Source organism: Allobosea sp. RAF48, assembly GCF_052114025.1.
In the GTDB taxonomy this organism is placed as follows: domain Bacteria; phylum Pseudomonadota; class Alphaproteobacteria; order Rhizobiales; family Beijerinckiaceae; genus Allobosea.
In genome coordinates this window covers 69,238-82,666 of sequence record NZ_JBFRDZ010000008.1, presented here as the reverse complement: position 1 = coordinate 82,666, position 13,429 = coordinate 69,238, and the positions used below count along the sequence as shown (strand labels likewise).

Here is a 13,429-nt window from a genome sequence, read left to right as displayed (position 1 = left end):
CTTCCAGCGGTCGCGGGCGGACGCCAAAGGGCTGATAACCCCGAGGCGCATGAAGCAATGGCGCGGAAACCGGAGCCGCCGCGCTTTGGGCCGGGAGAATGCCCTCTTTCATAGGGGGGCAGCAACCGATATGTTCTCACCACTTGGTGAGAAATTCTCATGGATGACGCGCTCGTTCCCGGCCGCCTCTCGGTGCCCTCGCTCTCCGCGCTCGCCGCCTTCGAGGCGGCGGCCCGGCATGGCAGCTTCACCCGTGCGGCAGAGGAGCTCAACCTGACGCAGGGCGCGGTCAGCCGCCAGGTCGCGCATCTGGAGAAGGTGCTCGGCGTCAGCCTGTTCGAGCGCGTCAAGAAGCGGGTGAGTCTGACCGCGGCCGGCGCCGCCTATGCCGCCGAGATACGGGACGGACTCTCGCGGCTTGCCGCCGCGACCGTCTCGGCCATGGCCTTTCGCGGGGCAGCAGGGGTGTTGAACCTCGCGACGCTGCCGACCTTCGGCACGCGCTGGCTGATCCCGCGCCTGCCGCGCTTCATCGAGGCGCATCCCGGCATCACCATCAACTTCACCACGCGGCTGGTGCCGTTCGATTTCGCCCGCGAGCAGGTCGATGCTGCCGTGCATTTCGGGGCCGAGAGCTGGCCGGGCGCGCGGCTGCACCGGCTGATGGGCGAGGAGGTTGTGCCCGTCGCCGCGCCGTCCCTGCTTGTGCGCGCCGGTATCGCCGCCCCGGCCGACATGCTGCGCGTGCCGCTGCTCCAGCAATCGACGCGTCCGCGCGCCTGGGCCAACTGGCTGGAACAACAGGGGCTGGCGCCTGAACGCGCGCTGATGGGGCCGCGCTTCGAGCAGTTCGCCATGATCGCACAGGCGGCGGTGGCGGGGCTCGGGCTCGCCATCGTGCCACGCTTTCTGGTCGAGGAGGAGTTGCGTTCGGGCTCGCTCGTCATCCCTATCGACAGGCCGGTGACGGGCAAGGACGGCTATTACCTCGTCTATCCCGAGGAGAAGGCCAATCTGCCGACGGTCGTCGCCTTCCGAGACTGGCTGCTCGGAGAATGTGCGCCGACGAGTTGAGGCGCCTCTCGACAAGCGCGGCGTGCTCAGTCATTCATGCGCGAAATTCACCAACCCGGCTTCCCGCCCGAAGCCGGCCGCGCGAGGCCTGCCATGCCGCCCGTCTCCGAAAGCGCCGATGTCGTGATCTGCGGTGGAGCCGCGATCGGTTCCTCCGTCGCCTATCATCTCGCCGCCGATCCCGGCTTCACCGGCAAGGTCGTGGTGCTCGAGAAGGACCCGACCTATCGCTTCTCCGCCTCTGCGCTCTCGGCCGCCTCGATCCGCCAGCAGTTCTCCAGCGCGGTGAACATCCGCATCTCGCTCTTCGGCATCGATTTCCTGCGCAATATCGGCCAGCACCTCGCCGTCGACGGCGAGGTCCCGGCGATCGACCTGCATGAGGGCGGCTATCTCTATCTCGCGAGCGAGGCAGGGGCGCCCGTCCTTCACGCCAACCAGAAGCTGCAGGCGGCCGAGGGTGCCGACATCGCCCTCTACGATCCCGCCGCGCTGAAGCAGCGCTTCCCCTGGCTCAATGTCGAGGATCTCGCCTGCGGCACCTTTGGCGTCAGCGGCGAGGGCTGGTTCGACGGCTGGGCGCTGCTCCAGGCCTTCCGCAAGAAGGCGCGCAGCCTCGGCGTCGAGTACAGGCAGGGCGAGATCGCCAGCTACGTCACGGAGGGCGGCCGGGTTACTGCGGTCGAGCTTGCAGACGGCAGCCGCATCGCCTGCGGCGCCGTAGTCAACGCCAGCGGTACCCATGGCGCGAAGCTCGCCGCTACTGCGGGCATTTCCATCCCGGTGAAGTCGATGAAGCGCTATGTCTTCACCTTCACCTGCAAGGGCGATGTCGACGGCTGCCCGCTGTTGATCGACACCACCGGCGCCTGGTGCCGGCAGGAGGGCAAGCGCACCGCGGAAGGCCAGCTCTTCATCGGCAGCTGCTCGCCTCTGACGCCCGAGCAGGACGTGGAATGGATCGAGGCCGATCCCTCCGCCGAGGATGTCGACTGGGGCTTCTTCGAGGAGGTGGTCTGGCCCTCCCTCGCCAACCGCATCCCGGCCTTCGAGCAGATCAAGCCCGGACGCGCCTGGGCCGGGCCCTATGACATGTGCGGCCTGGACCACAACGCCATCGTCGGCCCTGCGGTTGGCTTGCCCAACCTCTATCTCGCCAACGGCTTCTCCGGCCATGGCCTGCAGCAGTCGCCGGCGGTTGGGCGCGGACTTGCCGAGCATATTGCGCATGGCGGCTATCGCTCGCTCGACCTTGCCGATCTCGGCCACGAGCGCATCGTTGCGGGCAGGCCGCTCAAGGAGGCCAACGTCATCTGACGAGGAGGCGCCGCCATGGTCGATCCCGCTTTCGTCCGGACCATGGCGCGCTACAATGCCTGGCAGAACCGCAGCCTGATGGAGGCGGCCGACGGGCTGAGCGACGAGGCCCGCAAGCTCGACTGCGGCGCCTTCTTCAAGTCGATCCATGGCACCTTCAACCACATCCTCTGGGCCGACGAGGTCTGGCTCAGTCGCCTGATCGGCAGCGAGAAGCCGTCCGTCGGCGGTCGTGATTCTGCTGTCTATTTCGAGGGCTGGGCGCAGTTCTGCGCGCGCCGCCGCCAGCGTGACCAGGCCATTCTCGACTGGGCGGAGAGCGTCGAGGCCGATTGGCTGCGCGGCACGCTGATCTGGTATTCCGGCGCTGCCGGCCGTGAGATGAGCAGGCAGCGGGGCTTCGTGATCGCGCATTTCTTCAACCACCAGACTCATCATCGCGGCCAGATCCACGCCATGCTCACGGCGGCGGGAGCAAAGCCGGATGATACCGACCTCTTCCTCGTCGACGAGGTGCGGTGAGGGGCGCCCGGCAATTCAAGTGCGGTCATCCCGGGCGACCGTAGGGAGACCCGGGATCCATGCCTGAGCGCTTTATCGGATAGGCTCTGGCATGGATCCCGGCTCTGCGCTTCGCTTCGGCCGGGATGACCCGCGTTTGGAGCTTGGTGTCGAAGACTTCGTTTCAAAGCTCTCCCCTTCCTCACCCTCATCGCGATCCGGCGGCACCGTCGCCGTCGCATTCTGGCTGAGCTTCTGAAACAGGCCCAGCCCGACCAGCGCCAGCACGGCGAGCAGCATCAACAGGCCGGGATAGATGACGTCCCCCATCGTCTCGCGCGAGGTCTTGGCGATCAGCACCAGCGATTCCAGCGAGAGCGCCACGATCATGATCGACATGAACTTGGTCAGCGATCCCCGCGCCTCGGCCGGCCGGCGCATCTCGCGATCGGCGATGACCTCCTCCTCGAACAGGAACTTCCCGACATCGGCCACGGCGACTGCGATGATGACGAGTCCAATCGCGTCGAGCATCGTGTCGAGCGCGCCGTCGCCGGTCCAGAAACCGTGCGAAGTGCGCCAGACCGCGACGCCGATCAGGATGATCGAGGCTCCCAGCAGCGCGAAGGCGATGATGGTGTAGAGCAGCCGGCTGAACAGCGTCATATCTTCCCCCCGATCCGATTGCTGGCGACAACCGCCCGCATACCGGCGGGTTCCGTCACGGCGCCCCGCGGCGCTTGTCTCGATGTATCGACAGCATGCATGGCGGCTCCTGCGGCGGAGCCGATTGCCGGCTATCGCGTTCCATGCTCCAAGCGCGAAGTTCCGCCGGAGCGCTTGCCGATGCCCGAGACGACGACCCTCATCACCTTCGCCCTGATCGCGCTCGGCATGGTGCTGACGCCCGGCCCAAACATGATCTACCTGATCTCGCGCTCGATCGCGCAGGGCAGGGGCGCGGGCCTGATCTCGCTCGGCGGCGTGATCCTCGGCTTCTTCGTCTACATGTTCTGCGCCGCCTTCGGCATCACGGCGCTGCTCTTCGCCGTTCCCTATGCCTATGACGCGCTGCGGCTGGGCGGTGCGGCCTATCTGATCTGGCTCGCCTGGCAGGCGGTGCGCCCTGGCGGACGCTCGCCCTTCCATGTCCGTGACCTGCCGCATGACGGGCCGCGCAAGCTCTTCGCCATGGGCTTCCTGACGAGCCTGCTCAATCCCAAGATCGCGATGTTCTATCTTGCGCTGCTGCCGCAGTTCATCGACCCGGCCGCCGGCGACGTGCTGGCCCAGTCGGTCGTGCTCGGCTTCATCCAGATCGCGATCAGCGGCAGCGTCAACGCCCTGATCGCGACGGCTGCCGGCAGCATCGCGCTGTTCCTGAAGACGCGCCCGTTCTGGTCGCTGGTGCAGCGCTGGCTGATGGGCACCGTGCTCGCCGGCTTCGCCCTGCGCATGGCTATGGAAGCGCGGCGCTAGCCGTCCCCGATGTCAGCTCTCGAACCCGCGACGGACGCTCCCCGGCCGAGCCTGCCGAACCTTTTCACTGGCTTTCTCAAGATCGGGATGATGGGGTTCGGCGGGGTCGGACCGGTGGCGCGCCATATCATCGTCGCCGAGCGCAGCTGGCTCGACGATCGCGGCTATGCCGAGATGATGGGCATCTGCCAGGCATTGCCCGGCGCGAACACCGTCAACGCCGCCGTTATGCTGGGCGACCGCTTTCGCGGCGCGGCCGGCGCTTTGACCTGCGTCTTCGCTCTGATGGCGATGCCGCTGCTTTCGCTCGTGGCAATCGCTAACATCTACGGCGCTGTTTCCGATCATCCGCTGGCGCGGGTCGCGCTGACCGGCGCTGCCGCCAGCGCTGCCGGGCTGATCCTCGGCACGGCCGCACGGCTGCTCACGAAAGCCGGCCTCGCCCGCTGGGCCTGGGTGATGGCGGCCGCCGCCTTTATCGCGGTCGGGCTTCTGCGGCTGCCGATGCTGCCGACTCTGCTGGTGCTCGTCCCCCTTGGACTGGCAGCTGCCTCTCTGGGCGCGCGGCGGGTCTGATGGAGCGCGGCATCTTCGGCCAGCTGGTCATCACCTTCGGCACGATCTCCCTGATGGCGATCGGCGGCGCCAATGCCGTGGTGCCGGAAATCCACCGCCAGGTCGTCGAGATCCTCGGCTGGATGGATGCGCCGACCTTCGCGCGGCTCTTCGCCATCGCGCAGACGGCGCCCGGCCCCAATATCATGCTCGGCAGCATCGTCGGCTGGCATGTCGCCGGGATAAGCGGTCTGCTGGTCGCCACGGTGGCGATGCTGCTGCCGTCCTCGCTGCTCGCGCTCGCCTGCAACCGCGGACTGCAGCGCTATAGCGACAACCGCATTGTTCGGATTGTGACGCTCGCTCTGGTGCCGATCGCGCTCGGCCTGATGCTCGCGAGCGGGGCCGTCGCGACGCTCGCAGCCGATGCCGGCCTTTTCGGCTTCGCGATCACGGCGGCGACCACCTTGGTGACCTATCGCTCCAAGCTGAATCCGCTGGTGCCRATGGCTGCCGGGACGGTCATCTATGTCGCGGGTTGGTACGCGGGCCTCGTCTGACCGCTCCGGTGGCCCGAGCCGGGCGGACCCTTCGCGAATTGGCGCTCCGCCCGTCGGATGTGTAGGATCGGCCGCCGGCCGCGGTCGAGGGGGCCTTTCGTGCAGACCGAGCAAAGCGTCCTGCGTCTCTCGATCGCCGTCACCTTCCTGCTCGCCGCAGCGGGCATCGTCTTCGGCCTTCTCTCCGGCTCCTTCGCGATCGTCTTCGATGGCGTCTACGCTTTGACGGATGCGGCGATGACGATCGTCGCGCTGCTGGTAGCGAATCTGATCACGTCCTCGACCGCGGAAGGCGCCGTCAGCGGCAGGTTGGTCAAGCACTTCACCATGGGTTTCTGGCATCTGGAGCCCATGGTCCTCGGGCTCAACGGCGTCCTTCTGACCGGAGCCGCGGTCTATGCGCTGATCAACGCGATCGGCAGCATCATGGCCGGCGGCCGGCACCTCGCCTTCGATTATGCGATTGTCTATGCGGTCCTGACGATGCTGATCGCCTTCGCTATGGCGGTCTACGGCAAGCAGGCCAACCGGGATCTCCATTCGAACTTCGTCGCGCTGGATGCCAAGGCCTGGGCGATGTCGGGCGGCCTCAGCGGTGCCCTGCTCGTCGCCTTCGTCTTCGGTTACGCGATCCAGGGGACGCGGTTCGCCTGGATGCTGCCCTATGTCGATCCGGTCGCGCTCGCGCTGGTCTGCATCGTCGTGATCCCCATGCCGATCGGCACGATCAAGCAGGCCCTGGCCGACATCCTGCTCGTGACGCCTGCCGATCTGAAGCGCCATGCCGACAACGTCGCGGAAGACATCGTCCGTCGCTACGGCTTTGCTACCTACCGCTCCTATGTCGCGCGGGTCGGCCGCGGACGACAGATCGAGCTATATTTCATCGTGCCCAAGGACGAGCCGGCGAAGAAGCTGGAGGAATGGGATCGCATTCGCGACGAGATCGGCGAGGCGATCGGCGACGATACGCCCGACCGCTGGCTCACCATCGTTTTCACCACGGATCCCGAATGGGCCGATTGAGCCCGGCCTCGGCGCCGCTCCGACTGGTATGCGCACGGTGAATGGGGTCTCCGCCGCCGTTTCCCGTTGCCGCGAAAGGCCCAGCCTATAAGCTGCCCGGCATTGTCCCATCCGGAACGAATGCGAGTGAGCCGATGAGCGCTTTGACCCCCGAGGAACAGAAGGTCACCGAGTGGCTGGCGAGCCGCAAGGAGGGCATGGTCGCGCTGCTCCGCGAACTGGTCGACACCGACTCGGGCTCCTACGACAAGGCCGGCGTCGACCGGGCAGGGGAGGTCGTGGCGCGCTTCCACAAGGCGAACGGGCTCGATGTCGAAATCGTGCCCGACACCCGCTTCGGCGATGCGGTCAAGGCGCGCCTGCGCAATCCGACGGCCAACGACCAGCGTCCCGTGCTGCTGCTCGGCCATCGCGATACCGTCTTCCCGCAGGGCGAACCCACGCGGCGGCCTTTCACGGTCAAGGGCTCGCGCGCCTATGGGCCGGGCGTCGCCGACATGAAGGGCGGCATCGTGATCTCGGCCTTCGTCGCCGCGGCTTTCTCCGAATGCGGCGGCTTGGCCTCGCCGTTGCTGATGCTCACGACCAGCGACGAGGAGATCGGCTCGCCGTCCTCCCGGCCGGTGATCGAGGAGGCGGCGCGTGAGTCGCGCTGCGTCTTCAATGCCGAGCCCAGCCGCCTGCCGGGCGGGACCGATTTCGCCAGGGATCACAAGCAGTCGGTCACCAGCGGGCGCAAGGGCGGCGTTTTCATGCGGGCCGAATTCACCGGCAAACCGGCCCATTCCGGCGCCAATTACGAGAAGGGCGCCTCGGCCATCGTCGATCTCGGCCACAAGATCCCCAAGCTGCAGGGTCTCACCGATCTGGAGAAGGGCATCACCGTCAATGTCGGGCTGATCGGCGGCGGCCAGACGGTCAACACCATCGCCCCGAGTGCCTGGTGCGAGATCGACCTGCGCTATGTCACCGCCGCCCAGCGCGACGAGATGGTCGGCAGGATCAAGGCGATCGTCGAGGTGCCGGAAGTGCAGGGCACCAGCGCCGTGCTCTCCATCAAGGGCGAGTTCCTGCCGCTCGAGCGCTCGCCGGAATCGGCGGCGTTGTACGACACCTATCGCGAGGCGGCGGCAGCCTTCGGCATCGGCGTGACGGCGGAGTTCACCGGCGGCTGCGCCGATTCCGGCTTCACCGCCGCGCAGGGCACGCCGACGCTGTGCAGCGTCGGCCCGATCGGTGGCATGGCGCATACGCCGGACGAGTTCCTCGAGGTCGAGAGCCTCGTGCCGGCGGCGCAGGTGCTGGCGCTTGCCGTGATGCGTGCCGCCGCGAAGGTCGGCTGAGAGCGGTTCAGCGGCAGAGCAGATCGATCTTGCGGCTGAGCGAGGGCTCGTCCTCGCTCAGCCGGTCGGTCAGCACATGCAGCCAGTTGAAGCCGACCCAGAGCTCGAGCCGGTCGTCGATCTCCCCGGCTGCGAACTCGCCGCGCTCGGCGGCGCGCATGAACATCTGCCGTGGCGCCGCCAGCCTCTCCGGCATGAACTTGAAGCGCAGCGCGGCGAGCGCGCTTTCGCTGCTCTGAGCCTCGGCGATCAATCCCCGGAAGACGCGCCCCGCCGTATCCTCGCGCCAGAACCGCCAGAGGTCTCTGGTGTAGCGCAGAAGGTCGGCGCGCAATGAGCCCTCGTCCGGCACGGGGATCGCGGCGTCCTTTTCCGCGCCGTAGACGTCAATGAACAGATCGGCCTTGTTCGGCCACCAGCGGTAGATCGTCGGCTTGCCGGCACCGGCACGGCGGGCGACCTCCTCGATCGAGAAGCCGGCATAGCCCTTCTCCGCCAGCAGATCCCGCGCCGCCGCCTTCACGGCCGCCTCCGTCTCGGGGCTGCGCCGCGCGCCGATTGAGGCGCGGCGCTTCATGCGCGGTTCCATTGCATTCCCGTCCCTGTCGCTTCGCGGTCTCGCATTGACATAACGAAACGGACCGTTTAGTTCAACCAATCGAAACGGTCCGTTTCGTTATGAATAAGGCCATCACATGGGCACGCCTTCTTCCCTCTCGCGCCTTGCGGCACGCCTGGGCTTCCTGGCGGTTGCGACTGTCGGTGCCTATGGCGCCATCAATCTCCTGCTGGCTTTCCTCGCGCCGCTGACGCAGGGATGGCCGACGCTCGGCGTCACGGCCCTGGCCGTGCCGCCGATGGTGCTGGCGATGGTCTACGGGGTGATCCCGATCGCGTTCCGTTTCGGTTCGCCCCGCTGATGCGCGGCGCGCTCAGAACGCCTCTTCCCAGTCGCGGCTGAGGCGCATCGCGCAGTTGATCAGCCCGACCATCGAATAGGTCTGCGGGAAATTGCCCCAGAGCTCGCCGGTTTCGAGATCGGCATCCTCCGAAAGCAGGCCGAAGCTGTTGCGCCGCTTCAGGATGCGCTCGAACAGCTCCTTGGCCTCCTCGCTGCGCCCGATCGTGTTCAGCGCGTCGACATACCAGAAGGCACAGATCAGGAAGCCGGTGTGCATGTAGCCGAAATCGTCCTGCGTCGCGTAGCGCARCAGCAGGTCGCCGCGCCTCAGGTCGCGGCCGATCGCCTCGACGGTGGCAATGAAGCGGGCGTCATCCGGCGTGACGAAGCCGATCTCGGCGAGGAGCAGCAGCGTCGCGTCGAGATCCTGGCCGTTGAAGGTCGAGACAAAATGGCCCTTCTCGCCGTTCCAGATGCGCTCGGTGATGGTCGTCTTGAGCCGCTTCGCCTCGCCCTTCCAATATTCCTTGCGATCTGCTCGCCCGAGCGTGCCGGCGATGCGAGCGAGCCGGTCGCAGGCCGCCCAGCACATCACGCTGGAGAAGGAGTGCACGGCTTCCTTCTCCCGCAACTCCCAGGGGCCGGCGTCGGGCTTGTCGAACACCGAGATCGCCAGCTCGCCCATGCGCTCGAGCTGGCTGAACAGCGTATCCTTGCCGGGCTGGATCAGTCGACGGTCGAAGAAGGAATGCGTCGCCGCCAGCACGACCGCGCCATAGCCATCGTTCTGGATCTGCACCGCCGCGCCGTTGCCGAAGCGCACGGGCTGATGCCCGCGATAGCCTGAAAGGTTCGTGGCCTCGAATTCGATCAGCGTGCCGCCGCGCGTGATCGGATAGAGCGGCGGCAGGTGCTCGGCGCCGCTTTCCGAGAAGGTGTCGACGATGTTGGTGATGAAGCCGAGATAGTCCTCCATCGTCCGCGTCGTGCCGAGCCGGTTGAGCGCATGGACGACGAAATAGGCGTCGCGCAGCCAGCAATAGCGGTAGTCCCAGTTGCGCTGGGTGCCCGGCGCCTCCGGAATTGAGGTTGTCAGCGCCGCGACGATCGCGCCGGTTTCCTCGAAGGAGCAGAGCTTGAGCGTGATCGCCGCGCGGATCACCTCCCGCTGGTACTCGAACGGGATCGACAGGGAGCGCACCCAGTCGCGCCAGAAATCGGTGGTCTTGTCGAGAAACTCGCGGGAGGTCGTCTCGATCTCGGCGCGCAGTGCCTCATCCGTGCCGATGAAGAATGAGTAGGTCTGGTCGACGGCGAAGGGAACGCCGTCGACGATATAGGAGATCGGTGCGTTCGTGGTCAGCCTGATCGTCTGGTCGGCGCCGACGAAGCGCACATGGTTCGAGCCGCGCGTGATCTCGTCGGGCTCTTCTCCGATGCCGAGGCAGGGCTTGACGAGGACGCGGATACGCGGCCTGCCCGAGATGCGGCGCACGCGGCGTACGAGCTGCGGCGGCCGGAAGAAGCGCTCGTAGCGCACGAAGCGTGGCGCGAAATCGAGGATCTCGATGGCGTTGCCCTGATCGTCCGACAGCACGGAGGAGAGGATGGCGGTATTGTCGAGATAGCCTTGCTCGCAGCGCGTCATGCCGACGAGCTCGATGGCGAAGAAGCCCTTGTCGAGCTCCTCATTGCCGTCATCGGCCTTGTTGTTGATCAGCGAGCAGAACACGGGATCGCGGTCGAAACGCGGGAAGCAGCCCCAGACGATGCGGGCACGCCGGTCGATGAGCGCGGCGATCGAGCAATTGCCGATCACGCCGAGATCGAGCGAGGCGGAGCGTTGCCCCGCGGCCGTGGTCGTTACGGTCATGGCCAGACCCTTAGTCCTGGGAGAAGCTGGAAGCGGCGAGGCCGCCATTCTCGGCGGCTGCGAGAAGGATATGCCGCAAGGCGGTCGGCGAGGCGAGGCGGATCGTCGCCAGGCTTTCCCGATCTGCGCCGATCCGGATCGAAAGCCCATCCATGGCGTTGACCGTCTCGAAGCCGTCCTCGTCGGTGATGTCATCGCCGATGAAGACGGGGCGGCGGCCGGCATAGGCCGGCGTCGCCATCAGCATAGCGATGGCGCTGCCCTTGCTCGCGTTGGCCGGCACCAGCTCGGCGACAGACTTGCCCTCCTGCAGGCGCACGGACGGCCCGAGCTTCGCGGCCGCCTTGCGCATCAGATCCAGCGCCTCGTCCTTGAGTTCGGGCGCGAGCCGCCAGTGCAGTGCGGTCGATATCCGCTTGTCCTCGACGATGATGCCGACATGGCTGTTGGCGAAGCGCACGAGGTCCCGCACCGCCTCGCGCATGTGTTCGGGGGGGGCGGATTGGGACCGGAGCTCGCCGCCCATCCGAATCTGTGCGCCGTGCAAACCGGCGATGTCGAAGATGTAAGGTGCCAGCATCTCGTCGAGAAAGGCGATCGGGCGTCCCGACACCAGGGCCAGCGCGCCGCCAAGCTGGCTGCGCAGGCTTTCCAGCGCCGGGGCGACGCGCCGGTCGAGCTGGACATCCTCGGGTGAGGGCGCGATCTCGACCAGCGTTCCGTCGAAATCCAGGAACAGCGCGATCTGCTCCGCCTCCGCAGCGATATCGCGGGTGCTCGGGACAGTTTCCGGTTCGATCAATGTCGTCATCGCTTTCTATTTGGGCAGGGAAGACGGCAGAAGAACGGCTGTCCTCGCTGACAATCCTTTCTCATCGTCCGCACGCCGCTATCGGCGCGGAAAAATCGTCATCGGGGTTGTCTCATTCTACTGTTCGCCCGATAGTGGCGATCACGATTTCACCGCAGCACTGCCACCGCTTCGCCATGCGGCCAGCGCTGCACCCTGGAAACATTACGCCTGCCTGGGCGTTCTGTTCCTGCCGCCGGTGGCAAAAATCGGGCGGCCGTCCTGGAGAAATTCGTCGCTATGCGCCTCATCGTCGTTTCGAACCGCGTCACCATCCCCGATCGTCAGGAAAAGGCAACGGCGGGCGGGCTGGCGGTGGCGCTGCGCGAGGCGCTCGAGCAGCATGGCGGCCTCTGGTTCGGCTGGAGCGGCGGCGTCAGTGATGCGGCGGTCCATGACGTCCGGCAGGTCCAGCGCGGCAACGTGACCTATGCCGTGACCGACCTCAGCGAGGCCGAACGGCAGAGCTATTATCTCGGCTTTTCGAACCGGGCTCTCTGGCCGCTGATGCATTACCGGCTGGGACTGACCGATTTCCAGCGCAGCGACTATATGGGCTATCTCGGCGTCAATCGCCGCTTCGCGCGGGCGCTGGCGAGCCTCATCCAGCCCGACGACGTCATCTGGATTCACGATTATCATCTGATCCCGCTGGCAGCGGAACTGCGCCGGCGCGGTGTCAGCAACCGCATCGGCTATTTCCACCATATCCCGTGGCCCTCGGCCGATGTGATGGGGGCCTTGCCGTTCAGCGGGACACTGATCCGCACCATAGCCGCCTATGATCTGGTCGGCATGCAGACGGAGCTCGATGTCCGCAACCTGATCGGCGGGCTGGAGGCGCTGTGCGGCGGCCGCAGCGACGGGCGGCGCGTGCGTGTCGGTACGCGCGAGACCGAGGTGCAAGCCTTCCCGATCGGCATCGACGTCGAGGCTTTCCGCCGCCTTGCCACGGCCTCGACGCGTCAGGCGCCGACACCGCTGCGGGCCACGCGGGAATCGCTCGGTGAGCGCAAACTGGTCGTCGGCGTCGATCGGCTCGATTATTCTAAGGGCATCGTGCAGCGCCTCGAAGCCTTCGGCGAGTTCCTGCGCAGCCATCCCGAGCACCGCGGCAATGTGAGCCTCCTGCAGATCGCCCCGCCTTCGCGCAGCGACGTGCCCGAATATGCCGAGCTCGACCGTCTTTCCGACGAGGTTGCGGGCAGGCTGAACGCTCAGCTCGGCGAGTTCGACTGGACGCCGATCCGGGTGGTCAAAAAGGCATACTCGCGCAGTGCGCTCGCCGGCTTCTATCGCCGCGCGGAGGTCGGGCTCGTCACCCCGATGCGGGACGGGATGAATTTGGTCGCCAAGGAATATGTCGCGGCGCAGAATCCTGCAGATCCGGGTGTCCTTGTCCTGTCGCGCTTCGCTGGCGCTGCCCAGCAGATGCGCGAAGCCCTGATCGTTAATCCCTACGATGCCCATGAGGTGGCGGATGCGATCCGTACCGCGCTCGCTATGCCCAAGGCTGAGCGTATCCGCCGTTTCGAGACGCTTTACGCCACGATCACCGCGACGGACATCGATTGGTGGACGCAGCGATATCTCGACGCGTTGGCGGGCAGTGGTGCCATGCCGGGCGCCGAAGCTGAGCACATGAAACCGAGAACCGGGACCCGGCGCCCCGCGCGGGCCGCCGCCAGCGCGAAGCGGCCGTCGCAGGATGCGAAGAGCCGCAAGGTCTCGAAAGAATCACCGCGGAAGCAAGGGCCCCGCGCAGTGTCTCATTTGGCGGTGGTTCAGCCATGAGACCTTGTCACAATCGCGACGAAGACGGTCGAAATCTTGGGGGGATGTTTCACAGCCTGCTCACAGCCCTTGCCGAATAAGGTCTTTGGTCGCTAGAAGGCAGCATGGCCGGGGCGGGCGACTCGGGTCGGACAGGCATCGTATCGTCGATGGCTG

Annotated in this window: 14 protein-coding genes; 10 read left to right on the top strand and 4 right to left on the bottom strand. The window is 66.5% G+C overall.

The window, feature by feature from the left end; all coding sequences use genetic code 11:
* Positions 1-159: 159 nt before the first annotated feature.
* The 3 genes from AB4Z10_RS16290 (at position 160) to AB4Z10_RS16280 (ending at position 2,913) form a co-directional block, all read left to right on the top strand.
* Positions 160-1,074, top strand: coding sequence for a LysR family transcriptional regulator (locus tag AB4Z10_RS16290; RefSeq protein ID WP_441471424.1), 915 nt, complete (start codon positions 160-162; stop codon positions 1,072-1,074).
* A gap of 93 nt (positions 1,075-1,167) precedes the next feature.
* Complete coding sequence (locus tag AB4Z10_RS16285) at positions 1,168-2,391, top strand: NAD(P)/FAD-dependent oxidoreductase (RefSeq protein WP_441471423.1); 1,224 nt, start codon at positions 1,168-1,170, stop codon at positions 2,389-2,391.
* A 15-nt stretch (positions 2,392-2,406) separates the two neighbouring features.
* On the top strand, positions 2,407-2,913 hold the full coding sequence (locus AB4Z10_RS16280) for a DinB family protein (RefSeq protein WP_441471422.1): 507 nt from the start codon (positions 2,407-2,409) through the stop codon (positions 2,911-2,913).
* Positions 2,914-2,985: 72 nt separating this feature from the next.
* On the opposite strand, the gene AB4Z10_RS16275 is transcribed toward AB4Z10_RS16280, so the two are convergent.
* Complete coding sequence (locus AB4Z10_RS16275) at positions 2,986-3,558, bottom strand: GNAT family acetyltransferase (protein ID WP_441471421.1); 573 nt, start codon at positions 3,556-3,558, stop codon at positions 2,986-2,988.
* Between the two features lie 180 nt (positions 3,559-3,738).
* Between AB4Z10_RS16275 and AB4Z10_RS16270 the strand changes: the two genes are divergently transcribed.
* From AB4Z10_RS16270 to AB4Z10_RS16250, 5 genes are all read left to right on the top strand, one after another.
* Positions 3,739-4,371 carry a LysE family translocator gene (locus AB4Z10_RS16270; protein ID WP_441471420.1) on the top strand — a complete coding sequence of 211 codons (633 nt, stop codon included), beginning with the start codon at positions 3,739-3,741 and terminating at the stop codon, positions 4,369-4,371.
* A gap of 9 nt (positions 4,372-4,380) precedes the next feature.
* Complete coding sequence (locus AB4Z10_RS16265) at positions 4,381-4,947, top strand: chromate transporter (RefSeq protein WP_441471419.1); 567 nt, start codon at positions 4,381-4,383, stop codon at positions 4,945-4,947.
* Entirely contained in the window at positions 4,947-5,486 is a 540-nt protein-coding gene (locus tag AB4Z10_RS16260) for a chromate transporter (protein WP_441471418.1), read from the top strand. The genes AB4Z10_RS16265 and AB4Z10_RS16260 overlap by 1 nt, the downstream gene beginning before the upstream one ends.
* 99 nt (positions 5,487-5,585) lie before the next feature.
* Complete coding sequence (locus AB4Z10_RS16255) at positions 5,586-6,512, top strand: cation diffusion facilitator family transporter (RefSeq protein ID WP_441471417.1); 927 nt, start codon at positions 5,586-5,588, stop codon at positions 6,510-6,512.
* A gap of 134 nt (positions 6,513-6,646) precedes the next feature.
* Positions 6,647-7,855 carry a M20 family metallopeptidase gene (locus AB4Z10_RS16250; protein WP_441471416.1) on the top strand — a complete coding sequence of 403 codons (1,209 nt, stop codon included), beginning with the start codon at positions 6,647-6,649 and terminating at the stop codon, positions 7,853-7,855.
* A gap of 7 nt (positions 7,856-7,862) precedes the next feature.
* On the opposite strand, the gene AB4Z10_RS16245 is transcribed toward AB4Z10_RS16250, so the two are convergent.
* Positions 7,863-8,432 carry a TetR/AcrR family transcriptional regulator gene (locus AB4Z10_RS16245; RefSeq protein ID WP_441471415.1) on the bottom strand — a complete coding sequence of 190 codons (570 nt, stop codon included), beginning with the start codon at positions 8,430-8,432 and terminating at the stop codon, positions 7,863-7,865.
* A 118-nt stretch (positions 8,433-8,550) separates the two neighbouring features.
* On the opposite strand from AB4Z10_RS16245, the gene AB4Z10_RS16240 reads away from it, so the two are divergent.
* A complete protein-coding gene (locus tag AB4Z10_RS16240; protein ID WP_441471414.1) occupies positions 8,551-8,775 on the top strand; it encodes a putative antibiotic biosynthesis monooxygenase in 225 nt (74 codons plus the stop codon).
* Between the two features lie 12 nt (positions 8,776-8,787).
* Here the strand turns inward: AB4Z10_RS16240 and AB4Z10_RS16235 are convergent, their stop codons facing one another.
* The gene (locus AB4Z10_RS16235; RefSeq protein WP_441471413.1) at positions 8,788-10,629 is read right to left on the bottom strand and encodes a glycoside hydrolase family 15 protein; all 1,842 of its coding nucleotides are present in this window, start codon (positions 10,627-10,629) and stop codon (positions 8,788-8,790) included.
* A 10-nt stretch (positions 10,630-10,639) separates the two neighbouring features.
* Positions 10,640-11,440 (bottom strand): trehalose-phosphatase, encoded by an 801-nt coding sequence (gene otsB / locus AB4Z10_RS16230; RefSeq protein WP_441471412.1) that lies wholly within the window; start codon positions 11,438-11,440, stop codon positions 10,640-10,642.
* Positions 11,441-11,719: 279 nt separating this feature from the next.
* On the opposite strand from otsB, the gene otsA reads away from it, so the two are divergent.
* Positions 11,720-13,273 carry an alpha,alpha-trehalose-phosphate synthase (UDP-forming) gene (gene otsA, locus AB4Z10_RS16225; RefSeq protein WP_441471411.1) on the top strand — a complete coding sequence of 518 codons (1,554 nt, stop codon included), beginning with the start codon at positions 11,720-11,722 and terminating at the stop codon, positions 13,271-13,273.
* Positions 13,274-13,429 lie beyond the last annotated feature (156 nt).